Source organism: Salmonella sp. HY31 (assembly GCF_042604575.1).
Classification (GTDB): domain Bacteria; phylum Pseudomonadota; class Gammaproteobacteria; order Enterobacterales; family Enterobacteriaceae; genus Salmonella; species Salmonella diarizonae.
This window is the reverse complement of the sequence record NZ_CP170479.1, coordinates 2,711,315-2,736,242: the sequence shown is the minus strand read 5'-3', so window position 1 is coordinate 2,736,242 and position 24,928 is coordinate 2,711,315. Positions and strand designations below refer to the sequence as shown.

General features: G+C 47.5%; 36 protein-coding genes, 2 tRNA genes and 3 pseudogenes. 24 read left to right on the top strand and 17 right to left on the bottom strand.

Annotated elements, in window-relative coordinates:
- Positions 1 to 29: 29 nt before the first annotated feature.
- The 3 genes from exoX to ACE15A_RS13030 all read right to left on the bottom strand — a co-directional run bounded on the left by exoX (position 30) and on the right by ACE15A_RS13030 (position 1,742).
- Positions 30 to 725, bottom strand: a complete 696-nt coding sequence (gene exoX / locus ACE15A_RS13040; RefSeq protein ID WP_023246231.1) for an exodeoxyribonuclease X — start codon at positions 723 to 725, stop codon at positions 30 to 32.
- Positions 726 to 748: 23 nt separating this feature from the next.
- Positions 749 to 1,405 (bottom strand): carbon-nitrogen hydrolase family protein, encoded by a 657-nt coding sequence (locus tag ACE15A_RS13035; protein ID WP_053508937.1) that lies wholly within the window; start codon positions 1,403 to 1,405, stop codon positions 749 to 751.
- Positions 1,406 to 1,511: 106 nt separating this feature from the next.
- Complete coding sequence (locus ACE15A_RS13030; protein WP_023246229.1) at positions 1,512 to 1,742, bottom strand: DNA polymerase III subunit theta; 231 nt, start codon at positions 1,740 to 1,742, stop codon at positions 1,512 to 1,514.
- Positions 1,743 to 1,879: 137 nt separating this feature from the next.
- Here ACE15A_RS13030 and yobA point away from each other — a divergent pair, with 137 nt between their 5' ends.
- From yobA to ACE15A_RS13015, 3 genes are read left to right on the top strand one after another with little or no spacing between them, the layout of a single operon-like run.
- Positions 1,880 to 2,254: a CopC domain-containing protein YobA gene (gene yobA / locus ACE15A_RS13025; RefSeq protein WP_023246228.1), complete on the top strand. Its 375-nt coding sequence runs from the start codon at positions 1,880 to 1,882 to the stop codon at positions 2,252 to 2,254.
- The gene (copD, locus tag ACE15A_RS13020) at positions 2,255 to 3,130 is read left to right on the top strand and encodes a copper homeostasis membrane protein CopD (protein WP_072158693.1); all 876 of its coding nucleotides are present in this window, start codon (positions 2,255 to 2,257) and stop codon (positions 3,128 to 3,130) included.
- A gap of 16 nt (positions 3,131 to 3,146) precedes the next feature.
- The gene (locus ACE15A_RS13015) at positions 3,147 to 3,497 is read left to right on the top strand and encodes a YebY family protein (RefSeq protein WP_053508939.1); all 351 of its coding nucleotides are present in this window, start codon (positions 3,147 to 3,149) and stop codon (positions 3,495 to 3,497) included.
- 378 nt (positions 3,498 to 3,875) lie between these two features.
- Here the strand turns inward: ACE15A_RS13015 and ACE15A_RS13010 are convergent, their stop codons facing one another.
- The 5 genes and pseudogenes from ACE15A_RS13010 to ACE15A_RS12990 all read right to left on the bottom strand — a co-directional run.
- On the bottom strand, positions 3,876 to 4,952 hold the full coding sequence (locus tag ACE15A_RS13010; RefSeq protein ID WP_053508942.1) for a tyrosine-type recombinase/integrase: 1,077 nt from the start codon (positions 4,950 to 4,952) through the stop codon (positions 3,876 to 3,878).
- Positions 4,918 to 5,199: an excisionase gene (locus tag ACE15A_RS13005; protein WP_001311878.1), complete on the bottom strand. Its 282-nt coding sequence runs from the start codon at positions 5,197 to 5,199 to the stop codon at positions 4,918 to 4,920. The genes ACE15A_RS13010 and ACE15A_RS13005 overlap by 35 nt, the downstream gene beginning before the upstream one ends.
- A gap of 106 nt (positions 5,200 to 5,305) precedes the next feature.
- Entirely contained in the window at positions 5,306 to 5,494 is a 189-nt protein-coding gene (locus ACE15A_RS13000; protein WP_380910826.1) for a DUF1187 family protein, read from the bottom strand.
- Positions 5,487 to 5,681 carry a type I toxin-antitoxin system endodeoxyribonuclease toxin RalR gene (gene ralR / locus ACE15A_RS12995; protein ID WP_021500490.1) on the bottom strand — a complete coding sequence of 65 codons (195 nt, stop codon included), beginning with the start codon at positions 5,679 to 5,681 and terminating at the stop codon, positions 5,487 to 5,489. Before ralR ends, ACE15A_RS13000 begins: the two co-directional genes overlap by 8 nt.
- 63 nt (positions 5,682 to 5,744) lie before the next feature.
- Positions 5,745 to 6,284: pseudogene (locus ACE15A_RS12990) on the bottom strand (recombinase RecT); the annotation flags it as partial.
- A gap of 102 nt (positions 6,285 to 6,386) precedes the next feature.
- On the opposite strand from ACE15A_RS12990, the gene istA reads away from it, so the two are divergent.
- Both istA and istB read left to right on the top strand, forming a co-directional pair.
- Entirely contained in the window at positions 6,387 to 7,559 is a 1,173-nt protein-coding gene (gene istA, locus ACE15A_RS12985) for an IS21-like element IS21 family transposase (RefSeq protein ID WP_000952373.1), read from the top strand.
- Positions 7,559 to 8,356 (top strand): IS21-like element IS21 family helper ATPase IstB, encoded by a 798-nt coding sequence (gene istB, locus ACE15A_RS12980; RefSeq protein WP_000544830.1) that lies wholly within the window; start codon positions 7,559 to 7,561, stop codon positions 8,354 to 8,356. The genes istA and istB overlap by 1 nt, the downstream gene beginning before the upstream one ends.
- 60 nt (positions 8,357 to 8,416) lie before the next feature.
- Here istB and ACE15A_RS12975 read toward each other — a convergent pair.
- The 9 genes and pseudogenes from ACE15A_RS12975 to ACE15A_RS12935 all read right to left on the bottom strand — a co-directional run.
- Positions 8,417 to 8,968: pseudogene (locus ACE15A_RS12975) on the bottom strand (recombinase RecT); the annotation flags it as partial.
- A gap of 14 nt (positions 8,969 to 8,982) precedes the next feature.
- Entirely contained in the window at positions 8,983 to 12,129 is a 3,147-nt protein-coding gene (recE, locus tag ACE15A_RS12970; RefSeq protein WP_064055953.1) for an exodeoxyribonuclease VIII, read from the bottom strand.
- Positions 12,130 to 12,228: 99 nt separating this feature from the next.
- On the bottom strand, positions 12,229 to 12,504 hold the full coding sequence (locus ACE15A_RS12965; protein ID WP_055278136.1) for a hypothetical protein: 276 nt from the start codon (positions 12,502 to 12,504) through the stop codon (positions 12,229 to 12,231).
- Between the two features lie 74 nt (positions 12,505 to 12,578).
- Entirely contained in the window at positions 12,579 to 12,743 is a 165-nt protein-coding gene (locus tag ACE15A_RS12960; RefSeq protein ID WP_000692777.1) for a YdaE family protein, read from the bottom strand.
- Positions 12,709 to 12,945, bottom strand: coding sequence for a DUF1482 family protein (locus tag ACE15A_RS12955; protein ID WP_001093898.1), 237 nt, complete (start codon positions 12,943 to 12,945; stop codon positions 12,709 to 12,711). The genes ACE15A_RS12960 and ACE15A_RS12955 overlap by 35 nt, the downstream gene beginning before the upstream one ends.
- Before the next feature lie 148 nt (positions 12,946 to 13,093).
- Positions 13,094 to 13,366, bottom strand: coding sequence for a hypothetical protein (locus tag ACE15A_RS12950; RefSeq protein ID WP_001156287.1), 273 nt, complete (start codon positions 13,364 to 13,366; stop codon positions 13,094 to 13,096).
- A gap of 422 nt (positions 13,367 to 13,788) precedes the next feature.
- Complete coding sequence (locus ACE15A_RS12945; RefSeq protein WP_001169150.1) at positions 13,789 to 13,941, bottom strand: DUF1391 family protein; 153 nt, start codon at positions 13,939 to 13,941, stop codon at positions 13,789 to 13,791.
- Between the two features lie 10 nt (positions 13,942 to 13,951).
- Positions 13,952 to 14,086, bottom strand: a complete 135-nt coding sequence (locus ACE15A_RS12940) for a hypothetical protein (RefSeq protein ID WP_000233807.1) — start codon at positions 14,084 to 14,086, stop codon at positions 13,952 to 13,954.
- Positions 14,087 to 14,336: 250 nt separating this feature from the next.
- A complete protein-coding gene (locus tag ACE15A_RS12935) occupies positions 14,337 to 14,798 on the bottom strand; it encodes a helix-turn-helix domain-containing protein (RefSeq protein WP_000753628.1) in 462 nt (153 codons plus the stop codon).
- A 107-nt stretch (positions 14,799 to 14,905) separates the two neighbouring features.
- Here ACE15A_RS12935 and ACE15A_RS12930 point away from each other — a divergent pair, with 107 nt between their 5' ends.
- The 19 genes and pseudogenes from ACE15A_RS12930 to ACE15A_RS12840 all read left to right on the top strand — a co-directional run bounded on the left by ACE15A_RS12930 (position 14,906) and on the right by ACE15A_RS12840 (position 24,284).
- A complete protein-coding gene (locus ACE15A_RS12930; protein WP_001053423.1) occupies positions 14,906 to 15,181 on the top strand; it encodes a YdaS family helix-turn-helix protein in 276 nt (91 codons plus the stop codon).
- A complete protein-coding gene (locus ACE15A_RS12925; RefSeq protein ID WP_053507835.1) occupies positions 15,165 to 15,587 on the top strand; it encodes a toxin YdaT family protein in 423 nt (140 codons plus the stop codon). The genes ACE15A_RS12930 and ACE15A_RS12925 overlap by 17 nt, the downstream gene beginning before the upstream one ends.
- A gap of 19 nt (positions 15,588 to 15,606) precedes the next feature.
- Complete coding sequence (locus ACE15A_RS12920) at positions 15,607 to 16,020, top strand: hypothetical protein (protein WP_000695003.1); 414 nt, start codon at positions 15,607 to 15,609, stop codon at positions 16,018 to 16,020.
- A 509-nt stretch (positions 16,021 to 16,529) separates the two neighbouring features.
- Positions 16,530 to 17,444, top strand: coding sequence for a DnaT-like ssDNA-binding domain-containing protein (locus tag ACE15A_RS12915; protein WP_064055958.1), 915 nt, complete (start codon positions 16,530 to 16,532; stop codon positions 17,442 to 17,444).
- A complete protein-coding gene (locus tag ACE15A_RS12910) occupies positions 17,356 to 17,898 on the top strand; it encodes a replication protein P (RefSeq protein WP_072158637.1) in 543 nt (180 codons plus the stop codon). The genes ACE15A_RS12915 and ACE15A_RS12910 overlap by 89 nt, the downstream gene beginning before the upstream one ends.
- 32 nt (positions 17,899 to 17,930) lie before the next feature.
- Positions 17,931 to 18,692 carry a DUF1627 domain-containing protein gene (locus tag ACE15A_RS12905; protein ID WP_053507836.1) on the top strand — a complete coding sequence of 254 codons (762 nt, stop codon included), beginning with the start codon at positions 17,931 to 17,933 and terminating at the stop codon, positions 18,690 to 18,692.
- Between the two features lie 15 nt (positions 18,693 to 18,707).
- Positions 18,708 to 19,130: a DUF977 family protein gene (locus ACE15A_RS12900; RefSeq protein WP_053507837.1), complete on the top strand. Its 423-nt coding sequence runs from the start codon at positions 18,708 to 18,710 to the stop codon at positions 19,128 to 19,130.
- Positions 19,131 to 19,187: 57 nt separating this feature from the next.
- Positions 19,188 to 19,544 (top strand): hypothetical protein, encoded by a 357-nt coding sequence (locus ACE15A_RS12895; RefSeq protein ID WP_001533377.1) that lies wholly within the window; start codon positions 19,188 to 19,190, stop codon positions 19,542 to 19,544.
- 90 nt (positions 19,545 to 19,634) lie between these two features.
- Positions 19,635 to 19,817: a hypothetical protein gene (locus tag ACE15A_RS12890; RefSeq protein WP_001224672.1), complete on the top strand. Its 183-nt coding sequence runs from the start codon at positions 19,635 to 19,637 to the stop codon at positions 19,815 to 19,817.
- Positions 19,810 to 19,986 (top strand): hypothetical protein, encoded by a 177-nt coding sequence (locus ACE15A_RS12885; RefSeq protein WP_000753063.1) that lies wholly within the window; start codon positions 19,810 to 19,812, stop codon positions 19,984 to 19,986. Before ACE15A_RS12890 ends, ACE15A_RS12885 begins: the two co-directional genes overlap by 8 nt.
- Positions 19,983 to 20,498: a hypothetical protein gene (locus ACE15A_RS12880; protein ID WP_129382440.1), complete on the top strand. Its 516-nt coding sequence runs from the start codon at positions 19,983 to 19,985 to the stop codon at positions 20,496 to 20,498. The genes ACE15A_RS12885 and ACE15A_RS12880 overlap by 4 nt, the downstream gene beginning before the upstream one ends.
- Positions 20,499 to 20,788: 290 nt before the next feature.
- Positions 20,789 to 20,944 (top strand): type I toxin-antitoxin system toxin HokD, encoded by a 156-nt coding sequence (gene hokD, locus ACE15A_RS12875; protein WP_000813254.1) that lies wholly within the window; start codon positions 20,789 to 20,791, stop codon positions 20,942 to 20,944.
- Between the two features lie 220 nt (positions 20,945 to 21,164).
- Positions 21,165 to 21,242, top strand: a pseudogene (locus ACE15A_RS12870) (hypothetical protein); the annotation flags it as partial.
- 155 nt (positions 21,243 to 21,397) lie between these two features.
- Entirely contained in the window at positions 21,398 to 21,997 is a 600-nt protein-coding gene (locus ACE15A_RS12865) for a DUF1367 family protein (RefSeq protein ID WP_064055952.1), read from the top strand.
- Positions 21,997 to 22,287, top strand: a complete 291-nt coding sequence (locus tag ACE15A_RS12860; RefSeq protein ID WP_000228037.1) for a DUF1364 domain-containing protein — start codon at positions 21,997 to 21,999, stop codon at positions 22,285 to 22,287. The genes ACE15A_RS12865 and ACE15A_RS12860 overlap by 1 nt, the downstream gene beginning before the upstream one ends.
- A complete protein-coding gene (locus ACE15A_RS12855; protein WP_000640163.1) occupies positions 22,284 to 22,826 on the top strand; it encodes a DUF1133 family protein in 543 nt (180 codons plus the stop codon). Before ACE15A_RS12860 ends, ACE15A_RS12855 begins: the two co-directional genes overlap by 4 nt.
- Positions 22,827 to 23,279: 453 nt before the next feature.
- Entirely contained in the window at positions 23,280 to 23,993 is a 714-nt protein-coding gene (locus ACE15A_RS12850) for a hypothetical protein (protein ID WP_053507840.1), read from the top strand.
- A 136-nt stretch (positions 23,994 to 24,129) separates the two neighbouring features.
- Positions 24,130 to 24,205 (top strand) — tRNA-Ile (locus ACE15A_RS12845).
- A 2-nt stretch (positions 24,206 to 24,207) separates the two neighbouring features.
- Positions 24,208 to 24,284: transfer RNA gene (locus ACE15A_RS12840), tRNA-Arg, on the top strand.
- Positions 24,285 to 24,928 lie beyond the last annotated feature (644 nt).

Genomic DNA, 24,928 nt, shown 5'->3' with positions numbered 1-24,928 from the left:
TCGTAACGGCTTGTGAGTGTCGTTGGCTATTATGGTGTCCCATTGCCGCGTTGCTCGCCAGCCTGAACATCCTCCAGATAGTGTTTAAGCGTCAGGCGAAGTTCCGGGCTCATATTATCAAGGTTATTAAAAAGCCAGCGCAAATAACCCGGGTCGCGTTTTGCGACTTCAGATACCGCCTTACCGCGGTATTTACCGAACGGGAAAGTGGTTAACAGCGCAGGACGGCCCGTGATATTGACCATCTCTTCCGCGGTCCAGCCGGTGGTTCGCATAATATCAATCAGCAAGGCAGCGGTGATATAGCAATCATAAAGCGCCCGGTGATGATGCAGCCCCGGCGGCGTTTGTACGCTTAACTTGCGTGATTTATAGAGTGCCATATTGCTGTATTTTATTCCCGGCCACAGGCGTCGCGACAACTTCATGGTACAGATCCACTCACCCGGCAATTCTGGTAATACGCGTCTGTCGAAACTGGCATTGTGGGCGACATACCACTGACTACCGTAATAAAGTGGTATGACATCTTCAATCCACGGTTTATCAGCGACCATGGCTTCGGTAATGCGATGTATCGCCATCGCCTGCGGCGTAATAGGGCGATCGGGACGTATCAGGTGACTCATGGGATTGACAATGTTGCCATCAATGACATCAACAGAGGCTATCTCTACGATCCCGCCCTGCAGCCCGCAGGTTTCCGTGTCTATTATCCGCAACATGATTCATTCCTCACCGAAAGACCTTAGCGTAATGGAATGATATCGCCTTGCCAACCCTCCGTTGTGCGCAGACCTGTCAGTAATAACGGACCGCTATCGGCACGAACAATAAGTTGCCCGCTTTCATCCCACAGCGAGCTACTGCCACAGGCATTGGCCATCAGTACGGCCAACGCATATTTATGCGAAAAACGTTGTAAGCGTGCTGTAGAAGCATGTAGCTCAGGATCGTTAAGGCATTGACTGGTTGTGAATAACGTAAATGACGGGTCTATATCAAACCCTTCGGGCTGCTCATCCACCACGTTGATAGCGCTTCGCTGCCTGGCAATACAGGCCCCATGACTTTTGTGAAACACGAGCGGCGACGTTATCCACGGGGCAAAAATGGCGATGCCTTTTACGAAGCGGCAATTATGCTCGACAGGCATGCCCACAATGATAGTCATACGGTGGGTATTGGCCGCATGAGTGAGCGGCTGTAAAAGCGCCTCATCAGGCGGGGCGGGCAATGGTTTATTTCTTTCGTCGCATCCTAATAGCGACAGTGACGGAAAGACCAGTAGTTCGCACTGTTGACGAGCTGCAAGCTCAATATATTCCAGATGATGGGCGACATGCTCCGCCGGCGAGGCGTTCACGGGCGCATATTGCGCAGCGGCAATTTTCCAGGATGACATAATGACTTCCTTTTCATAGTCTCTACAGCCATTCTAAAAAGCATAGGTTAAGAATCGCCTTATAATGTAGTCAACTGCATGTAAGGAAGTGTAACGTTATATAATTTTATTTAACCCTGGGTTCGTAGGGTAGCCGGGATAGGGATACGGAAGCCAGACGGTGGGCAATCAGCCGCTCGCGAAACCAGGCGCGTAGATGCTCTGGCTGTTCTCGTTCAACCGCTTCCGCTACAACCGGCATATTATAGCGCTCTTTAAATGCCACCCCGGCTGCCGCCAGGTCCACATTGACTTTATCCATTTCTGCTTGTTCAAGCTGAGCCAGATTCGTTTTCATACGCGTCTCCTTTTTTGTTGCCGCCAGAAGGTACTAAGAGTCCGTGGTAATGGCAAGATGGAAATGATCATCCTCGACTCATTGATTGTTGAAGGTTATTCTCTGTAACGTAGGCATAACAAAAAGGAATAGTGAATATGGCTTTTTCTGCACCATCGCGACGTTTAGCTTTACTTTTATTGGCATCGACATTTGCGACGCCAGCGGCCTGGGCGCATGCGCACCTGACGCATCAATACCCGGCGGCGAATGCTGCCGTCACGGCTGCGCCACAGGCGCTGACACTGAACTTTTCTGAGGGGATTGAGCCCGGATTCAGCGGCGCAACAATTACCGGCCCTCAGCAAGAGTCCATCAAAACGCGACCGGCAAAGCGAAACGAACAGGATAAAACGCAGTTAATTATCCCGCTCGAGCAGCCGCTAAAACCCGGCACTTACACGGTAGACTGGCATGTTGTGTCGGTGGATGGGCATAAAACAAAAGGGAAATACACCTTCAGCGTGAAATAAATGATGCTGACATTCGTCTGGATAACTCTCCGATTTATTCATTTTACCAGTTTGATGCTGGTCTACGGCTGCGCGCTTTACGGCGCCTGGCTGGCGCCAGCATCAATTCGTCGTTTAATGACGTGTCGATTTTTACATCTGCAACGACATGCCGCCGCCTGGAGTGTTATCAGCGCGGCTTTTATGCTGGCGATTCAGGGCGGGCTGATGGGCGGCGGCTGGCCCGATGTGTTTTCCGTCTCGGTGTGGAGCGCGGTACTGCAAACCCGTTTTGGCGCGGTCTGGATATGGCAAATTATCCTCGCGTTGGTCACGCTGGTGATGGTGGTCATTGCGCCGGTAAAAATGCAGCGACGGCTTCTTATTCTGACCGTTGCTCAGTTTATTCTGTTGGCAGGCGTTGGACATGCGACGATGCGCGACGGCGTACCGGGAACATTACAGCAAATTAACCATGCCCTGCATTTACTCTGCGCTGCATCCTGGTTTGGCGGGCTGTTGCCAGTGGTTTATTGTATGCGCATGGCTCAAGGACGCTGGCGTCAGCAGGCCATTAGCGCCATGATGCGTTTTTCTCGTTATGGTCACTTTTTTGTGGCGGGCGTATTGCTCACAGGCATTAGCAACACGCTATTTATCACGGGATTTACTGCCATCTGGCAGACCACCTATGGACAGTTGCTTTTGTTAAAATGTGCGCTGGTAGTGCTTATGGTGGCAATTGCGCTGACGAATCGGTATGTTCTCGTACCACGTATGCGACAGGAAAATCCCCGGGCTGACATATGGTTTGTCAGGATGACGCAAATTGAATGGGGAGTCGGAGGCATAGTCCTGGCGATCGTCAGCCTGTTTGCAACCCTCGAACCTTTCTGATGGACTGGCATAACGAATGAAAAAAATTCTACTCCCGGTGCTTCTGCTGGCAACTTCAGGCGTTGCGCTGGCGGCGCCGCAGGTGATTACCGTAAGTCGTTTTGAAGTAGGAAAAGACAAGTGGGCGTTTAATCGGGAAGAGGTCATGTTGACCTGTCGGCCAGGCCAGGCGCTCTATGCGATCAACCCCAGTACGCTGGTGCAGTATCCCTTGAATGACATTGCCGAACAGCAAGTGGCGGAAGGTAAAACGCGCGCTCAGCCTATTGCCGTCATTCAAATAGATAACCCGGCGAAGCCCGGTGAGAAAATGAGTCTGGCGCCGTTTATCGAACGTGCGAAAAAGCTTTGTGATCCATCCAAATAGCTGACTGATTTTTAATAAAAAACCGTAAACCTTCACGAAAAGGGTTACAGTTTTTTTATCTCTGATGACAAACATGGCGGCAGATTTTTTCAATCACCTTCGTCACAAACTGGAAAACCTGGCGTCGTCATCTATTCTTAAAGGGCAAGGCGACTTAGCCTGCATTAATGCCAACTTTTAGCGCACGGCTCTCTCCCAAGAGCCATTTCCCTGGACCGAATACAGGAATCGTATTCGGTCTTTTTTTAATAGCATTTGAAATCAATTAGTTACAAATATTTCCCCGAAATTCCCCGAAATTTACTCGAATTTCTGTATTCCGGTCTTTTTTGGTTATATCACAACCAAAATACATTTAACAATCCATTTACGTTAAAATCAGAGCAGTAAGTACGTTTTTTCTCTCTCATCAAGATACATTTTTGTTGTCTTCTCCGATGTGTGGCCAAGTAGACGTTGAGCAAATTCTTCCCCACATGTTTCTTTGTACAATCGTCCAGCCAGGCTTCTGATCTCGTGAAAAGTTGGTGGGTTTTCACTGAACTGGATACCTGTTAATTTTCTGGCTGCGACAAATTTTTTTGTCAGGCCGTCCGGGTGAATGCTGCCGTCAGGGCTGTTTTTTCTAATTCCGGCACTGATTAGATAATCCCCCCGACTTACCATGCGGCACCGTTCAACTACTGCACCAAGCCGTAAACCAGCGACCGGAAGGCTGAGTGACAGGGGGATAGCAATCATCATTCCTGTCTTAATTTGCCTGATGTGGAGACGATCATCATAAATATCACTGAACCGCATATTCGTTATGTCTTCGCGACGTTGTCCTGTTACAAGGGCTAAGTCCATAGCTAATGGGAACCATGTCGGAAGTTGATCTGCTGCCTCCCTGATGCAGTTGTATGTCTTTAGTTTCAGCCGTTCTCTTGTAACTACTATTTTCGGTGCTCTTGTTGGCGTTACTGGATTTTGAGATATACGCCCTTCAACAATGGCTTCGCGGAACATATCAGATAACACAGAACGCATTGATCCTGCCATCGTGTTTTTCCCTCCTTCAATCCACAAATCAAGAAACTCGGCAATATGGCGAGTGGTTATTTCTGTCAGTAAAATCCCTCCTAATTTTTCTTTTATTGTTTCCAGTTGATTTCCCCGAATTTTATAAGTATTTCTGGACACTTTTCTCCTTATAAGAATCGTTTTGTAACGTTCAATCCAGTCTGCCATAGTAAATGAGTCGAACCCTTTAAGTTTTTCAATTAAGGCAGCAGGAGAGTAGTTTTTGTATATATAATGATTTGCTTCAATTGCCTGCGCGATTGCATCTCTTCTTGAAATTTTACCTAGTGTAAATTCTTCTTTCGTCAGAGGGTTGCGCCAGTAATATGCTTTGTCCCTCCTTCGATATGTTAAGTTCCTAGGCAAATTGGGATCGTATTTTTTCCGCTGCATGTTTTAACTTCTCCAGTAACGGACTGTCTCTCCCTTGTCGCCCATTAGGCTGATGGTGTGTTATATCGGTATCAACCTTATTTGGGTTGATATAGAAAGCCTCCGGAACCACCCTGTAACTCCTCCCGTGTAGTTCAGGTGCAGGATAAATGTTTCCATTCCTTGCCCATCGTCTCAGCGTTGATATTGATGGTGGGTTATCCGGATATCTGAGTTTTCCCCACGTTTTGAGTGTCACAAGATTCATTGCCATACCTCTTACGATATGACCGCCAGTAAATATACAGAATACTGGCGGACGTGATTGATTTTTAATAATCAGCTATGAAGTTATAATTTGGATATAATGCAACTCACGAGGGCAGAAGTTTCTCGCAATTAAAATTTATCAGCTTTACTTTCTGATCTCTGGAAACGCCTGCTTCTTTTTTCCCCGAGAGCATTTTTTCGCATTCCGATTTGGTTAACTTTGTTTTTGAGTACCTTGTCCAGTTAGTAGGAGTGCCACCTTCCTTTTCAATAGTGGCGGTAATTTTATACATGAACACCTCCATTATTATTTCCAGTGGTTCGTTTATTCCATCGTTCGAGTGCTTCTTTTTCACTTCCACCATAGCCGGTTCGGGATTCGCATCCGTTACACTTCGCGCGGTAATATCCTGAAATGGCTTTCACCGTTACTGATGGACAACCACAAAAAGGGCATGGTTTGACTTTTTCATACCGCATTGTCTTTTCTCTCATATAATAAAATTTTGTGATGGCGGTGAGGCTACACCGCCAAAGTCAATATCAGGAGCCGATATATTCTGGTTTCATATCTGTCAGTGTCGTTTTATACGCCTCATATAATTCACCCAGATGTGGCCGGGCAGCATTCAGCGTATTTTCCAGAGCAGTAAATTTTTGTTCTGCTTCTGGATCACCTGATGAAGGAAGGTCATTTATCATCTTCTCGATACTGGCAATAGCATTGAGACGGTGATGACGCCGAACCACTTTTCCTTTAAGCTCGGCAAAGAATTCGCCGATCTGGTTTTTCTGATCCTCTATCTCTTGGCGTAATGCAGTGGTTTCCTCAGTCGTGGCCGCGCTTTCGACACGCTGCCGGAATTCATCAATCCACGCTTCGTCAATACGCTGTTCGATGGTTTCTGTTCGCTGCTCGCTTACCTCGCTATAATTCTGTACCGGCACAGGATTGATGATTTTTTCCTGTGGCTCTTCCAGTTCGTCCGGGGTATACACGCCCAGGATGACGTCAGGACAATAAAGGCGAGCCCAGTATTTCAACGCCAGATAGGCGAGCTGTTGTTTCGGGTTTGAGGTCCATTGTCAGCGCCAGTGATATAAGACGGTAATTCACCATTTGGATTGTCCGCTCCACCCAACATGTTGTTTCCTTAAGGTTCTCACACCAGAAAGGACATCAACATGCTGAGCAGAGAGGACTTTTACATGATAAAGCAAATGCGCCAGCAGGGCGCGTACATTGTCGATATTGCGACTCAGATTGGTTGCTCTGAACGGACGGTCAGACGCTACCTCAAATACCCTGAACCGCCAGCCAGAAAGACCCGCCACAAAATGGTTAAGCTGAAACCGTTTATGGATTACATCGACATGCGCCTGGCAGAGAATGTCTGGAATAGTGAGGTTATCTTCGCGGAGATTAAGGCAATGGGTTATACGGGCGGACGTTCCATGCTGCGTTACTACATCCAGCCCAAACGTAAAATGCGTCCGTCAAAAAGAACAGTTCGCTTCGAAACTCAGCCTGGATACCAGCTCCAGCACGACTGGGGCGAAGTTGAGGTGGAGGTTGCCGGGCAACGGTGCAAAGTTAACTTTGCGGTTAATACGCTGGGGTTCTCCCGCCGCTTCCATGTCTTCGCAGCACCAAAACAGGATGCTGAGCATACCTACGAATCACTGGTTCGCGCCTTCCGCTACTTCGGTGGTTGTGTGAAAACGGTGCTGGTTGATAACCAGAAGGCTGCGGTGCTGAAGAATAACAACGGGAAAGTCGTGTTCAACTCCGGATTCCTGTTGCTGGCCGACCACTATAACTTCCTGCCACGGGCATGCCGTCCACGCAGGGCCAGAACAAAAGGTAAGGTTGAGCGAATGGTGAAATACCTCAAGGAGAACTTCTTCGTCCGGTACCGCAGGTTCGACAGCTTCACTCATGTTAATCAACAACTGGAGCAATGGATAGCCGATGTGGCTGACAAACGGGAACTTCGCCAGTTCAAAGAAACGCCGGAACAGCGCTTCGCGCTGGAGCAGGAACATCTGCAGCCGTTACCGGATACGGACTTCGATACCAGTTACTTCGATATCCGCCATGTGTCCTGGGACAGCTATATCGAGGTTGGTGGTAATCGTTACAGCGTTCCCGAAGCGCTGTGTGGTCAGCCGGTATCGATACGAATATCGCTGGATGACGAGTTGCGGATCTACAGTAATGAGAAACTGGTGGCCTCACATCGCCTCTGTTCGGCATCGTCTGGCTGGCAGACAGTGCCGGAGCATCACGCCCCGCTCTGGCAGCAGGTCAGTCAGGTGGAACATCGACCACTGAGTGCCTATGAGGAGCTGTTGTGATGCATGAGCTGGAAGTCCTGCTGAGTCGCCTGAAAATGGAGCATCTGAGTTATCACGTTGAAAGCCTGCTGGAACAGGCAGCTAAAAAAGAGCTGAACTACCGGGAGTTCCTGTGCATGGCGCTACAGCAGGAATGGAACGGCAGGCATCAGCGCGGTATGGAGTCCAGGCTGAAGCAGGCTCGTCTGCCGTGGGTCAAAACGCTGGAGCAGTTCGACTTTACCTTCCAGCCGGGCATCGACCGTAAGGTTGTCCGGGAACTGGCTGGTCTGGCGTTCGTGGAGCGCAGCGAAAACGTGATCCTGCTGGGACCTCCTGGTGTCGGAAAAACTCATCTGGCCATAGCTCTTGGCGTGAAAGCGGTGGATGCGGGACATCGGGTACTGTTTATGCCACTGGACAGACTGATCGCGACACTGATGAAAGCGAAACAGGAAAACCGTCTGGAGCGTCAGCTGCAGCAACTGAGTTATGCCCGGGTGTTGATCCTGGATGAAATAGGCTATCTGCCGATGAACAGAGAGGAAGCCAGCCTGTTCTTCCGGCTACTGAACCGTCGATATGAAAAAGCGAGCATCATACTGACGTCAAACAAAGGGTTCGCAGACTGGGGAGAAATGTTCGGAGATCACGTGCTGGCAACAGCGATACTGGATCGGTTGCTACATCACTCAACCACGCTGAATATCAAAGGAGAGAGTTACCGGTTAAAAGAGAAACGTAAAGCTGGAGTGCTGACCAAAAACACAACGCCAATCAGTGATGATGAAATGGTGAAAAGCGGACAGCATCAGTAACGAAAGTATCTTAGCGGGCATGAAAATGGCAAATAACGGTCAAACATCGTGGCGTTGACACCATAAAGGAGAATTACGCGTAATCACGCTGGAAAGAAACACCGGTTCTCCCCAGGTAATCTCACTTTCACCGCGAAGAACTGCACCAACTCGAACTGAGAGACCATACTCATCTTCACTGGTCCAACATGGGATCGTTTCTTTTTTCTCATAGATTCCGCCTCCTTTGGCCGTTTTCTTAACGGTCTCCACTCGGGTGCGAGAGCATTTCTCCCAGTCTCCCTCGTACTTGTAATGGAAGCGGCCTACAATTGCACTTGAGCTAGAGATCACAGCGTTAACCAGTTGTGCTTCATAACCCAGAACTCCGTTTACCAGGTGTGTTTTCTGAGCCACAGCGTAGGGGTTCATGCCCCATTGCATGGCTTGCATGATGATTGCCATGCAGTCGGCAGGATTTCCGCGAAGGTGATCGGGAACTGTGACGGTGGCCTGTGACATCAACCCGGCTACTGCCTGAAGTTGCGTCAACGCCTGAACGTTAAAAATAGTGTTACTGGCAGAAATGGTATTTGGTGTCTGCTCTGTCGTGATGATATTGGTATTTTGCATGGTCAGGTTCTCCATTAAGCCAGATGCAGTGCTTCAAGACGACGAAGATCAAAGTCGTTTAATTCGTCGGTATAACTTTCGGTAATCGGTGCTGGCCAGTTGTTTGTCTCTAGGGCTTCGTTTATCTGGCGTAGCGTCCGGCGATATTCCTGTCGACCAAGTTCCAGGAGTTCCTGCGAGGCTTCCACGACAGCCACCCAGTGATAGCCAGCATCTTTGTTGACGAAGATCCAGAAAAATTTGTCCAGGTTTGCCACATCGCAATACATTGCGGCGCTGAGGTGATAATCACGCTCAATAATTTCACGGTGCAGGCGATCTTTAAGTCGTTCCTGCCGCACATAACCGAGGCTGACTGACTTCACGTCAGCGCAAATGCTTTCGTATGGCAGCCGGATTTCGATATCAGGACGGACCCTGATTTCCAGCCCGGTTTCTTCATCAAACCCGAAATAGCTGATTTCAGATTTGCGATCCGGGTGGTTGAGTAGCCTTGCTGCATCAGTATTGTTTTGCATTGCAGCGTGAATATTTTTTGCCTGTTCATACATATCCGGACTGATAAACGTTTTCCCGGCGTTTTCTTCTTGCTGGCGTTTTTGCCAGTCCTCCAGTGTCACCAGTTCCGGGCGAATTTTCCGTGCGATTTCGGTTAATTGCTCTTTTGTGCCACTGATGTTGTAAGGCAAAGATTTAGCACGTTCTTTTTTTGCCAGTTCTGGGTCTACAGTTTCAATTTGATCCAGAAGCTGCTCCCGTGCTCCACTGGTTTTCAACAGAGGAGGGAGGCTTGCGTTGTATTCTTTAATACAGGCTTTCATTGCTGATGCTGTATGTTTTTCCCCCTCAGGAATACGCCGAAATTCCACCGGAAGCGAACCGTAAAGGATGCCTGTTTCTTCGGCCCCAGCACTTACAGACAGTGGCTGTATAAGAGTGCTGTTGTAGCTTTCGATCCACTCTTTCATCTGCTCTGGTGTCATCAGTGCTGGCAGATTGGCATTGTGTTTTTTAATGATGGCGATCAGTTCGTTAGAAGTAGTAACCACATATTCAGGAACCGGTACCGGAATGGCATATTCATCAGCGAATTTATCCGTTTCCAGAACATAGCTGTGAATGATCCGCCCACGCAGCAGTGCATCACTTTCCTCGTTCGGAATAGTTCCGGCAATGTGCCGCCCGTGGTAATACATCAGGCTGATACGGGCATCCTTCAGCATCGTGCTGCTTATTCCGTTGGCGGAGTGATAAACCTCGTTCGGGAGGTTTTCATAGCGGCCTGGCTCGAAATATGACGGCCACATGATTTCAGTTGCTACAGGAGCTGATGCTTCACCAGTTTCATCACTGCAATCGTGATGCGGATGGTTGCCAGCGTTCTCCTTGTGCGGATGTTCAGCGCCTTCCATTTCCTCCTGATCATTTTCCTTAGCTTCAACCTGATTCTCTTCATCGAATGTTTCCTGGTATGTTGCGTCGCCCATTACCGCACCACAGTCAGGGCTGTTATCCCCGCCAGTCTGACCGCAGGCGGCGCAGACTTTTTCCGGTTCCTGTTGCGCTTCTGGTTCATTTTGTCGCGCATTTTGGCCGTTTTGTTCCGATTTTCGGTCGTTCTGTTCCGTTTTTGGCTGATGCTGGTACACAGAATCGCGGGTCTGGATCCCCTTAACCCATTTCGGATCATTCGGGTCGCTAATCCCTTCAACAAATTCTCCGCGATAGGCAGCCAGTAATTTGTCTGCATCGACAGGATTTTTGGGCGGAATGTTTTTCCGGGCTTCATGGAGTTCTGCCCGCAGTTTCTGATATTTCGCATCAACAGAATTTACCTGTGACTGAGCATCCAGCGGCTGCGTGTCCTGATGATGTTCAGTTGCATCCGGTTCCACTGTTTCAGCCGTTGCCTGTTCATCTGCCATTGCGCAAGATGGTTGCGGTTTTTCTTCATCATCCTGTTTTTCTTCTTCTGTTACACGCTGCGGCATCGGGGCAGAGGAGCGACCGCAGGCAATATCCACGATTTCCGGATCAGGGTTGGCATGATCGGTTTCAGTCAGTACTTTGTTCAGATATTCAGTGACGTGCGCGGGGATGACCTCGATCCCAATTGGTGCTTCTTTCACGGACGCAACCACGATGGCGCGGGAATAATCCAGCCCGCCAGGCATGGTGATGAATTTGTCGCGGAAAACAGAAAAGGGCGGTTTATTTTCAGCGATAATTTCCTCAATGCGTTTAGCGTGTGCCGGATGAAGGTTATAGATGTCCACGTCCATTGAACGGGCCAGTACGCCAGTGGCTACATCGCGCGCCAGTGACGTCAGATCGTGGACGAAACCTTCGCCGCGATCGGTGAGGTTCCCGCCGCCAGCATTAGCACCGGAAGCCGTGCGAGTGATGCGTGAAACACGATTCCCTTTTCGCCATTCTTTTGTCAGAAGACCGCGATCAATGTGTTCGGTATCCAGCCAGGCTGAAATGAAATTCTTAAATTCATAGGGCTGATGTTTTTTCGTGATAGAGAAAACTGCCTTAATTGCATCAGTCAGGCGGAGCAGGGCGGCATTATCCAGAGTTGTCGGTTCTGCCATGCCGCGTATGGCCAACAGCAGATTCTGGACATAGCTGTTTTCCTGATCCATCTCAAGAGCAGTGATGTGTTCGCGTTGTTCACGGGTGGCATGATGCAGGTATTTCCGATCCCCGGCCGCATACGTAAAAATGTGCAGAAGACGCTGTGTGAACCGCAAAGTGGCTACAGAGACTTCGCAATCCTGGCAATCCCCGTGGGCGTCTGCCTGCGCGTTTTCTTCCTGGCCCCCCGCCAGTTCTTTGGTTTCCTGGGTATTCTCCTGATGGTGAACGTCGTCTGGTGCTGCACCCGGTTTTAGTTCCCAGGTGATGGAGTCCTTGCCGAGTTGATAGCGTTCACACCACGTAAAATCGATCTCACCTTCAGGGGGAAGGTCATTAACGACAGGAAAATTAGTTGCAACTGTTTTAAAATAGCTGCTCAGTTTTTTACCTGACTTAACGATCAGGTAGTCCAGAGTGGCACTGGTCGATTCAAAATCGTCGCTTGCCCACAGGACGACGTCAGGTTCACCGGATGATTTTTTCGCTTTCCGTAAAAGGAAGAGTGGTTTTGTGCTCATTGTTTTTTAACCTCAACTCAGATTAAAATTACTGCGAGTGATGAATAAATGTCCCAGGTTCTTCACTCAGGCCTGCACACTGTGCAGGCTTTCTTTTTTTCAGATTTCACCGTTTAATTTCATTGCGATCAGAGTTGCCAGAAATCCAGTTTTTTTTTCTGCGGGCAGATTCTTTCCGATGTGAACCAGGCACATTTTTGTGACACCTTCATCAAGTGTTTTTACGTTGCCTGATGGACCATCGATATCAACCACAGTGAATGGGGTTTCTTTATTTTCTGTTTTAATCACGTAGCCAATACGCTTTCCTTCCAGATTAACCTCGTGAACAATGTCATCGGTCGTTACAACAGTGGCTTCATAATTGGTAATCATGTTTTTCTCCTTAATTAAGGTTGAGCGAATCCCTGCCATCGCTGGCATAAATTCAGTTTCGAATAGTCAGTTAATTAAAGTTCGTGTGCCATCTGGTCTTTTTCGGCACAGCTTTCACTACAATATTTTTTCATTTCCGTTGTTGGGATAACTCCACGCATGAAATGAAGAGGTCTTTTAATGGTTTTGCTTTCTTCAACGTCTTTATTGCAAAGGTGGTAACCACATTTTATTTTCATGATTTTCTCCTGTGAGGCCTGCGGGAATTTCTTCATCTACAGGCCGGATAAATTTCTCAACAGGGAAACATTCACCAGCTACTTTTTGCTCAATAGCTGCGGCCTTGCATTCAGATTCGGAGTTATAAATTCCGGTAACAACATCCTGAGTTTCGCCTGATGTCAGAAAAACGGTCATGACAAGAGCGAACAAAGTGTTCATTTATTTTACTCCCGGTCGCAATTGCAAACTGAATAATGGCCTGCTCAAACATTTCTTCATCCTGTAAAAATACAGCGATGGCGAATTTACTCTGTGCGGCACTGATAGCTGTTAGATGATTACGTTCCATAACGCCACCTGAGCTACTTTATTCCTCGGTAACTTTATAACCATTAATTTCCAGAAATGTAGCGATATCCTGATATGAAAATTTTTCCAGAAGCTCATGAAGACGCCCCTCTGTTGAAAAGTATTCTGCTATTTCTTCGGCTCCAACCATTTCAATAATAGCGTCGTTATCTTCAACTGAATCAATCAGGTCTGATAACTTCACGCCATTGACTTCAATACATAATTTTTGATTGTAATCGGGCTTAACCTGTACATCTTTTGCTGTTACTTCAAAACTTATCTCTTGCATATAATTCCCTTCTTGGTTACTAAGTGAATTTTGTGATGCGGTGCCTGGTGCCTCCAGGTGACTGCAACCAGTTAACAATTACAGTCGGCTTTCCCACCCAAACCAATAAGGACTAACATGACTTTTAACTGTGCCGCGTGCGCTTAGCCGCATTCACCGCATCACAAAATTCACTTTAAAAAGGGCGGACATCAGTCGAACTTCAAGAAAAAACTGATGCTGCCAGGACTACACACAGCAGTGTTGTTATTCACAACCGGAGGCGCACTCCCACCATTTAAATTTAACAGACAAGACCGACTCTTTATGGATATCGGAAATGCGCCTTCGTGTTGTGCCCGGTTTTATTTCACCACCTCCGGGCTTTGGTGGCCTCGGCTATACCCCTACAGCGAGAATATTGAATTAATCCAAATAATGGATTAGCAAGTATTTCTGGCAAGCCAGCGACGTGCGCCCGTTTCAGTTTTGAATGTCTTGCTTTTGGTATAAGTCATGGCGGTGAACGTTCCATCCTGGTTGGGGAACACGCCGCACACCAGGGATTCGTTATTGCCGAGGTCGATTTTTTGCATTTTTCGCACCTCACATTTTGTTGTTGCGGATAGAGGCTTCTGCCTGCCAGAGATCCCAGTCGTTGCTGCGTAAAGCCTGCACAGCCTGGTTGTAAGTGATACCACAACAATCCATCAAATACTGAACTACTTCGTAATGCACCATCTTATCTCTCCCCTTAACGCCGGGTGGCGGAACTAAAACCTACAGCGCCGTGCTGTTCTTGATAGAAATATTAGTGAAACGGATATTTTAAGTCAACAGTAAAGCGTATTATATTTTTGATTTTGTAACTATGTAAATGTTTTTTCAAGGGAAAAATATTAGTTATACAGCTGATTTGCAGAAGTTATGGCACAAAAAAAACCGACTAAGACGTCGGTTTTTTTGTTGTGGGTGGGGTAGTGAGCGGTGGCTACTGGTTACGTTTCTTTAGTGCCAGCATGTTCTCGAAGGCTTCCTCGTAGAGCTTGTTTAGTCCACGTAGCTGGTTAAGGAGTTTGGCTTTTTCTGACGCAGGTAGAATCTCGAAGAGGTTAAGTAACTCTGCCTGTTCTTCATTGACCAGCCTCCATCCTTTGCCTGAAAAGCTATCATCATAAGTATCTGATGATCTTACATAATTCATTAAGTCTTTAAGGTCTTCTCGAATGTCCTCTGGTTTTACCTTTAACAGAGCCGCAAATTTTAGCGCAGCGTCGGTATTTACCGGTATCTTGCCGTTCAGATACTGGCTAACGGTGCCTTGAGATTCGAATCCCAACAACTCAGCCGCCAACTCTTGAGTCAGCTTCAGCTCTTTTTTTCTTGCATTCCATGCGGCTTTTAAATTCTTGCTCGCTTCTGGAGTTGCAATCACTTCGCGTGTTTTTTTCATACATAGAGTTTATTTGTTTTACCAATATTATCAAAGATAGTCTGACTATTGATCTTTAAAATTAGTATAGCTAATATTTGCTCGAGGCATAACGTAGAAGGTTGGCTATGAACTTAAGAGACTATTTAAAAGAGAAACATATCACCCAGCTACAGTTTGGGAAGCTAACGGGTTTATCTCAGGTGCATGTAAGTCGAGTGCTGGGGGGCTATGAAAGATTCAGCCCTGAAAAAGCATTACGTGTTGCTGAAGTAACGAATTTCGAGGTTACACCTCATGAACTCCGGCCTGATATCTACCCGAATCCAACCGACGGTTTACCTGTTGGATGTAAGGCTAACACACAAAATACACAGGAGTTGATTCATGAAAATCAGGCATGAGCACATCGAATCAGTGCTGTTAGCCCTGGCAGCCGAAAAAGGGCAGGCGTGGGTCGCTAACGCAATTACTGAAGAATATCTGCGCCAGGGGGGAGGTGAATTGTCTCTGACACCAGGCAAGGACTGGAACAATCAGCAGAATATCTATCACCGTTGGTTGAAAGGTGAAACGAAAGCGCAAAGGGAAAAAATTCAGAAACTGATCCCTGCGGTTCTGGCAATTCTTCCGCGCGAGCTGCGTCATCGACTCTGCATCTTCGATACCCTGGAACGCCGTGCATTACTGGCGGCGCAGGAAGCGTTGAGTACGGCAATTGATGCGCATGATGATGCAGTCCAGGCCGTTTACCGGAAAGCACATTTCAGCGGCGGCGGTTCGTCCGGCGATTCTGTTGTTGTTCATTAAGTGAATAGGGTAACTAACAATGAAAATCAAACCGTTTATCAATGCTGGAAATCTTACTCCCGGCGAACTACGAGACTGGATCCTGAAACTTGCAAAAAATGCAGAAATTGCGGGTTGGGGTACAGAAACTTCGGTTCGGAAGCTTCAGAGCGCAGAACTTAGCCTGCGCTCAGTTATGGACGATTTATCCCCAAGAATTAATTTTCTGGGGTCAGAGCAAATAATTCGTTCGGAAGATCACTCCAGCGAAGTTGCGGAAGTTCTGAATACTCTGAGGATAACTTTTGCTGCCGTTCGCGATATTCAACGAACCATTCTCTCATTGATTTCTCAGCTTCAAGAAATTGATAGTCGCATTCCTGACGGGGGTCATAGAGAGCGTCTTCCAGAATGTGAAGAGCAAGGACAGGGGAAACAGATAAGGGATCAGTAATACGTTTTTCACTTGCCTGGTATAGCAATCTCGCCAGCGAATCATAGCTACTGGGGCTCAGGAGAGAATCCCGTGAGTGATTTGTAAGAATCAGGTGGAAGCGGGTGAGAACTATAGCCCTGCATGTTACCAGGTTAACCATGTCGTGGTCGTGTTGGTTAATTTTGTACACAGTGCGCATGTGATTTTTAATTTTTTGGCAAACAGCCATTAAAGACATGTCGAACCTCCTTTGGTTCTGTTGATTGGGGAATCACAGATTATATCCGGAGGAAGGTTCGACACCAGATGAGGCAATTATGGTTAAGGCTAAAAACATGCCAAATCCCATGCCAAAAACTAAGGCAAACAATGAGCCTTATCGCAAGGTAAAAATAACGATATGGGATGATCCCAAATTTAGGGCGTTATCTCCTCTGCCTCCAAGTGGACAGAGTTTGTTTATTTATCTGCTGACCAGTCCATTTACCGGGATTATTCCTGGGTTGTTTAAAGCCGGGCGGGCAGCAATGGCTGAAGAGTTGGGGTGGGATATCGAAGCCTTTGACTTAGCCTTAGGCGAAGCCATGAATCTTGGCATGGTGAAAGCAGATATCAAAGCCAGAGTTTTTTGGCTCCCGAATGCTGCGAAACACAATCCGCCAAACTCGATAAATGTCATTAAATCCTGGGCAAAGGCATTCGCTTTAATTCCTGATTGCCCTCTCAAATGGGAGGCCAGGGAATCGCTGAGAGCCGCGTCCTACGGGGTTTCTGAGGCTTTGGGGATGGCATTCGATAAGGCAATCCCTTTGCCTGAGGATAAGCCTAAGGATAAGGCTAACGCTTTGTCATGCGGTATCCAGATAACAGATAACAGATATATAAACCCCACACATAACGCGCGCGTGCGCGAGAGTGCTCCGGCCAGTGAGGCAAATGGCGTGCCGTTGCAGACAGCGGAACCTGATTACCTGGAAGGCCTGAGCGAACCCATCGGGAAATTTCCGATGACCGATGGCTGGCATCCGTCGCCGGATTTTCGACGACGGGCTGCGCTGTGGGGCGTGGCTCTTCCTGAGCCGGAATTTACACCAGCTGAACTTGCCGCCTTCCGGGACTACTGGGCAGCGGAGGGCAAAGTGTTCACGCAGGTTCAGTGGGAGCAGAAATTCGCCCGTCACGTAAATCACGTCAGGGCGCAGGTTAAACCAGTCAGCAAGGGGGTGAGCCATGCAGCCGCACCAGGTGGCACCGCATCACGGGCAGTTCAGGAAATTCGGGCAGCACGTGAGCAGTGGGAACGTGAAAACGGATTTATCAGCGACGGAAACGGCGTGGAAGCTGTGGGAACTCATGGGGGAGGTTTATTCGAACCGCTGGACCCAGAAGAACGGGGCCGCACCTTCGAAGCTCTGGATTGCACAGATTGGCGCGATGACTGAGCAGCAAATCCGGCTGGTCTGCCGCCAGTGCATGGACCGCTGCCGGGCGGGTGAAACATGGCCTCCGGACCTGGCTGAGTTTGTGGCGCTGATTTCGGAGAGTGGGGCAAATCCATTTGGTCTGACGGTGGATGCTGTGATGGAGGAGTACCGCCGCTGGCGCAATGAGTCCTGGCGATACGACGGAAGTGATAAGTACCCGTGGTCTCAGCCTGTGCTGTATCACATTTGCCTCGAGATGCGTTCAAAGGGGATTGAGCGCCAGATGACCGAAGGGGAATTAAAACGGCTTGCAGAACGGCAGCTGACGAAATGGGCAAAGCATGTTAGTAACGGCCTGAGCGTTCCGCCAGTCCGGCGACAACTGGCGGCACCCAAACGCCCGTCGGGGCCAACGCCAATTGAGTTACTGAAACAGGAATATGAACGCCGGAAAGCGGCTGGGTTTGTTTGAGTTGAGAAGTAATTTTTACCGGGAGGAAATTTATGGAGACTGTTTTTGACGCACTGAAAGCGATGGGAAAAGCCACGTCGGTAGAGCTGGCTGCGCGACTTGATATCAGTCGTGAAGAAGTACTGAACGAGCTGTGGGAACTGAAAAAGGCTGGCTGCGTTGATAAAAGCGTATACACCTGGCGTGTGGCTGATAACAACGTTCAGCAGGAACAGCCAGCGCCAGAAGAACAGCCGGAAGAAACCACCACGGCGACAGTAGCGAAAATCTCAGAGTGCGATTTAACCGCGACGATTGAACAACGCGGACCACAAACGGCGGATGAACTGGCTACGCTGTTCGGTACAACATCCCGCAAAGTGGCTTCAACGCTGGCAATGGCAATCAGCAAATGTCGTCTGATTCGCGTTAATCAGAACGGTAAATTTCGTTACTGCATGCCGGGCGATAATTTACCAGCAGAGCCGAAAGCGGCATCGGTAGCGGAAACTGATGGTAAAGCCTTTCCTCAGCCTGCATGTGTTGCGTTACCAGTACAGGAAGCTGCAACACAGGAAGATATTAAAACAGAAACTGTGGCGGACATTGTGCAGTCGCTGCCATCGTTCACCGAAACGCAAGCGGATGACCTGATTTTACCATCGCTGCAAATGGCAAACCGCGAACTTCGTCGGGCGAAAAATCATGTCCAGAAGTGGGAGCGAGTCTGCGCCGCGCTGCGGGAGCTGAACAAGCACCGGGATATTGTCCGACAGATTGTCGATTCCTCCAGTCGTATTGTGTCGGAAAAGTGATTATCGGAGGCACCTATGGCAAAAGTATTTACACCAGAAGAGCGGGAAAAAATTAAAGGGCAGGTTGTTGAACTTGTACGTCTGAGCAGTCGCGAGACGTTACGGCAACTGGAAGCGAAAACAGGTGCGACAAGATATCTGATGAGTGTTCTCGCCAGAGAGCTGGTTGCCAGTGGTGATGTATACAACTCTGGCTACGGGGTATTTCCCTCTGAACAGGCTCGTAAAGACTGGCAAAACGCCCGCAAAAAGCTATCGAGGGCAAAGGTGAAGAAACCGGTTGTGGTAGATCCAAACCTAATCTGGTCATTGCCAGACGGAGAAATACGTCGTTATGACAGGCGTCAGAACATAATCTGTAGCGAGTGCCGGAAGAGCGAAGTTATGCAGCGCGTGCTGGCGTTTTATCAGGGGAATTTTCAGGAGGTGGTGCTGTGAGTGAAATCAGCTATCAGGCTTCAATTGCCGCTGGCATTCGCATCAAAGGAGAGTGACGTGGAAATAACCCCAGAAGATGAGTCCGGGAATATTGTTTTATTTCCGGTAAAAGATGATGACCCACGTAATCAGGTTAATTTTCTTTATGAGCCATCGGAGAAACCATATTGCCATCACGCTTCTGTCAGGGTTGATGAAAAAGAGCGTCAGGTCCGCTGCAAAATATGTGGCGCAGTTGTGGAGCCATTTGACTGGATGCTCTCTGTGGCGAAAAGAGAAACCAGACTGGCAGATGATGTAAAACAATTGCGTCAGGAGGAGCGGGAAAGACGTAAAAATATAGAAAAGCTAATTCAGATTGAGCGTAATGTGAAAGCGCGGATACGCAGGGCGACAAAACTTGGCCCCGAATAATCAACATTATTATTGAAAATATAATCCTTAACCGGAGGGATTTCTGCACCCTCAAAACATCAGGAGGCCGTTCGAAATGGCGGTAGTGAAATGCGAAAGTTCAAAATAATTATTGAAACGGGAATAGCTGGTGGAGATTTTGAGGATGTATTCGAAGTGGACGATGACGCAACACCTGATGAAATTCATGACGAAGCAAAAGAAATTTTCTTTAACTACTGCAATTATTCATATCACGAAATAAAAGACGAAGAGGAAGAACAAAATGGCTGATTTTGGTTCAACTAAATACAACGTCAGTTTTGAAGAATGGCATGAACTGTTAATGAACTATGCAGAGTTACGTGGTGGAAGTGCTGCTGATGCTGAAGCCTGGAGTGATGACTACGAAGCAGGAAAAACTCCGGTAGAAGCATATTGTGATGAGTGGGGCGATGAATGAGCGAGATTAATTATCAGGAAGGGCATGAAACGGCAGGGCAGGCAAAACCAGTTGCATGGCGATATCGCTACGTGAAAAAAGACGTTACAGACTTTCAGGGGAAGCAGTGGGCTGGTGACTGGAAATATGTCCCGACAAAAGAAGATTGTAACGACAGACCAAACTATGAAATTCAGGCGTTATTCACGGCCCCGCCAGTCCCGGTGACATCAGAAGGACTGGTTAAAGCTGTGCGCTTTTATGAACAGGTACGGCGTGAGAATCCGCCAGTTGAAACCGGAGCATGGAAAGACGCCATTGACTGGGTGCTCAAAGAGGCCTGCTGTGCTGCCATTCTGGGTAAAGCCGACAATCCATCAGCATCCGGCAATCAGGTTAGCGAATTAACAATGTGGGTTAAACGACTGGCCAGCCAACTGGAAAAAGCTAAGCCGGACTGCAAATTACCGGAGAAGGCGATGGACTACCTGAAGCGGAACGAACTGATAAGCGCGGAGGATGTTTTGCGATGACCTGGCCTGAAGCATTCACCACGGTAGGAATTGCGATGGCGGTGGCGCTGGTGGTGTATTCGATTTGCCGCTGGGGATAAAAACGGTTTGCGGGAAAAGGAGAGTTAAGTAGAATTGCTGCGGGTGCTTGAGGCTATCTGCCTCGGGCATGAACACCAACGGCAGATAGAGAAAAGCCCCAGTTAACATTACGCGTCCTGCAAGACGCTTAACATTAATCTGAGGCCCAATCTATGTCTCACAAATGTAGGTTAGCCTCTTACGTGCCGAAAGGCAAGGAGAAGCAGGCTATGAAGCAGCAAAAGGCGATGTTAATCGCCCTGATCGTCATCTGTTTAACCGTCATAGTGACGGCACTGGTAACGAGGAAAGACCTCTGCGAGGTACGAATCCGAACCGGCCAGACGGAGGTCGCTGTCTTCACAGCTTACGAACCTGAGGAGTAAGAGACCAGGCGAGGGAGAAATCCCTCGCCGCCTATGATGTGTCAGGCATCTTCAACGCACCCGCACTTAACCCGCTTCGGCGGGTTTTTGTTTTTATTTTCAATACGTTTGAAGTTATGGACGATGCCGGAATAGAATCAAAAATACTTAAGTAGCGCGCAGGGAGAAGAGGGATGGACCCCGAACAGGGGGGTGCTATTTATCTGGAAGGATTCTGTTGATGAAAATTGAAGAATTACGTGAAATTTTTAGTGAAAATGGCCTCTTTGCTGTGCGCGTTGAGAATGGGGAAGTTATCTACGCAACGTTAATCCCTGATAATCATGTAATTTTATCTATCGAGGCATTCATTGAATATCTTGAAAGGCTCGGTTTCAAGGTGATTCGGGAATGAGTTATAATTCGTAAGCCAGCCTGAACAACTGGCAACCTACAGCGCCATTGGAGACAGCAATGGCGCATATACAACTGGTCAAACAAACCTCTTCCGGATTACTTCTCCCGGCGACGCCGGAGAGTTGCTATTTTTTGCATCAAATCAAAATAGGTGAGTGGATACACGCAGACTTTAAGCGTGTGCGTAACTACGCATTCCACAAGCGTTTTTTCAAACTCCTGCAACTGGGATTCGATTACTGGACTCCGGTCGGTGGGGTGATCACGCCTCGCGAACGAGAACTGGTGTCCGGTTTCGTTGATTTCCTGTGCGAATCAGTAGGTCGGGAACATACGCCAGCCCTTAGTGATGCTGCAGAGCAATACCTTAACACCGTTGCGACTCGCAGAACCCGGGATACGGCCTTACTCAAGTCATTTGACGCTTTTCGCGAATGGATAACCATTCAGGCCGGATTTTACACCGAGCATTTTTATCCGGACGGTAGCCGTGGACGCCGGGCGAAATCCATCGCTTTTGCGAATATGGACGAAACCGAGTTTCAGCAGGTTTATAAATCTGTACTGAATGTGCTGTGGAACTGGATCCTGTTCCGTAAATTTTCCTCTCCGGAGGAAGTCGAAAATGTGGTCGCACAGTTACTGGAGTTTGCGTAATGGTGGATTTACGTAAAGCGGCGCGGGGGCAGATGTGCACCGTCAGAATTCCTGGCTACTGCAATCACAATCCCGAAACTTCTGTGCTGGCGCATTACCGACTGGCGGGGACGTGCGGAACAGCGACAAAACCACACGATATGCAGGCAGCGATTGCCTGTAGATCGTGCCACGATTTAATCGACGGGCGGGTAAAAACCAGTGATTACACCAAAGAAGAATTACGCCTGATGCATGCAGAAGGTGTTTTTCGCACACAAGAAATCTGGAGAAAGGAGGGATATTTATGATTTACCCAACGAATACAGGAAAAAGCGGAGAACACCTTCGTCTCACTACGCTGGAAAGTGTCTGGATTCAGGGAAAACTACGTATGTGGGGGCGCTGGTCATATATTGGTGGTGGCAGGTCAGGAAATATGTTCAATCAGTTGTTGGCATCCAAAAAATTGACGAAAACAGCCATCAATGAAGCCCTGCGCAGAATGAAAAAAGCGGGAATAGAGAAACCTGAGCTGGAAGCGTTTTTGCGAGAGATGATCAATGGTAAGCAAAAGAGCTGGCTGGCGCATTGTACTGATGCAGAGGCGTTATGTATTGATCGGGTTATAAGTGAGGTGCTGGCAGAACATCCGGGATTGATTAGCATCCTCCGACAACGGTATGAGGGGCGAGGAATGAGTAAGAGAAGGATGGCCGGGTTACTAAACGAACAGTATCCAGAGTGGTGTTTTAGCACATGCGAAAAGCGAATTGCTAATTGGTTGGCTGTTGCTGAGTGTGCGCTATACATTCCCATGCGAGAATCATTTGCTCAAAAAATGGCTTGATTTCTTACGCATAAACTGCTTCAATTCCGATACGCTTCGCAAAGCTGTATCGCGTGGCGAATTAATCGCATGAACTTCACCAGAACCCGCCATTGAGCGGGTTTTGTTGTTATGTTTAACCATCTACGGGAGAGCTGGCGCTCTACTGACTGGTATTTTGATAACGAAATCTTAAATATTTTATATTGTGATTGTTAGTTGTCTAAATTTTATGTATGTTAAGCGGCACAGGATTCCTCCTGCGACGAAGTTTTAGTGGAATCATTATTTACTTTTCTTATGCCAGCCTTTCCTTGAGGTTGGTTTTTTTATACCTGAAAAAGCAGGTTGGTACGTTAAACTTTATGATGGCTATGCAATTTTAGTTTCTCCTTTCCTGAACCCTCTTGACTACATGGAATTTTCTTTGTTATGTAAAGCGAGTTAATGTTGTTAAGTTGTTAGAGGATGATTATGAGTGACAGTACTCTGCTCAGGAATTCTTCACTTTTTGTTGCTTACATGGGGTGTCTTGGGTGGGGAAGCGCTTATTTCTATGGATGGGGTACTTCATTTTACTATGGCTTTCCATGGTGGGTTGTCGGGGCCGGTGTTGATGATGTGGCCAGAAGCCTGTTTTATGCTGTCACAGTTATCGTTATATTCTTGGCTGGATGGGGGATCGGTATTGTCTTCTTTCTGGGGATCAAACAAAAAAATAATATGAAGGATTTGAGTGCTGTCAGGCTTTTTCTTGCGATATTGTTGCTTTTTGTTCCTCCGGCTCTGGAGTTTTCGGTAATTCATCAGCACTTTGTGCCAGATGCATTGGTTTTATGCGCTATTGTGGCATTAATAATTACCATGTTCGTCAGAACGGGCAGGAAGTTTATTTACGTTAAATGTATTTCTGAAGTGTCTTTTATTCGGCATCACAAGATTGAGTGTGTTATGGCCGGATTCATGATCTATTTCTGGTTGTTTTCGCTTATTGCTGGATGGTACAAACCTCAGTTTAAGAAGGAGTATCAGACACTTCACTATGAGAGCGTTTGGTATTACGTTCTTGCTCGCTATGGTGATCGCTTGGTTTTATCAAAATCGTACAGGCACAGTAGTACGAATTTCGTCATACTTAATAGCGCACATACAGATGAATTTGAAATTAATATAGTCAAAGTGCGCTAAAACATTATGAGTAACCGGGATATAGACTTTTCTGCTTGTCAGATATTTTTACTTGATTGTAGCTGACATACAAGATTTAAACGGTTGTGTTGGGTGGATTACAGCGCTAAACTGATTCAGTCAATATTTTTCAATCGGCCCTTTAGCTCAGTGGTGAGAGCGAGCGACTCATAATCGCCAGGTCGCTGGTTCAAATCCAGCAAGGGCCACCATTCCGCCACTAGCTCATCGGGATAGAGCATCAACCTTCTAAGTTGATTGTGCGAGGTTCGAGTCCTCGGTGGCGGACCATTCCATGCAAGTTTAGCTGGCAGCGCTATTAGCTCGGCGTAATAGGGCTATTCGTTAGGCTCTGTTAGTTCACCATATTTCGTCAAAACTTTTCTTTTCAACGCTACAGTTAACGTTAATCATTACAAAAACTACTGCTGATGTAAGTCTTGTGAACTGTTATTTCTGAAGAGCTTACTGTGATTTATTGCGACAACGGAGTTAGCGTACTCCCAATTTGTTCATTTTTATGTTGTTTTTTTCGCAATTTCCTGTGAGAAATCAGAAGTCTGGATGAAATAACATAAATTGTATGCATATGATACATATTTATACATATGTTTAAATATGAAAACTAATTAGTTTTTGATGTCATATAAATTATCGGTAATATTACTCCCGACCCGAAAGGCAGCAAGTTTCTGTTCACAGGGGTGTTACCCGCTGTCTTGCGGGTCATTGCTGGCATCCGTTTAATCATAATGAAGGGCTGTTATCAGTATCAGTGTCATTATTGTGGTTACGGAGGCCTGCTCTATATGCAGGTATCGTATAGTGGTTATTACATCAGCCTTAGGTTGGTAATGCCGGTTCGATTCCTGTTCTCCGCAACTTCATTGTTTTTTGGACAAGTTTTTACAGCACTGGCGGTTTTCGTGAGGAAC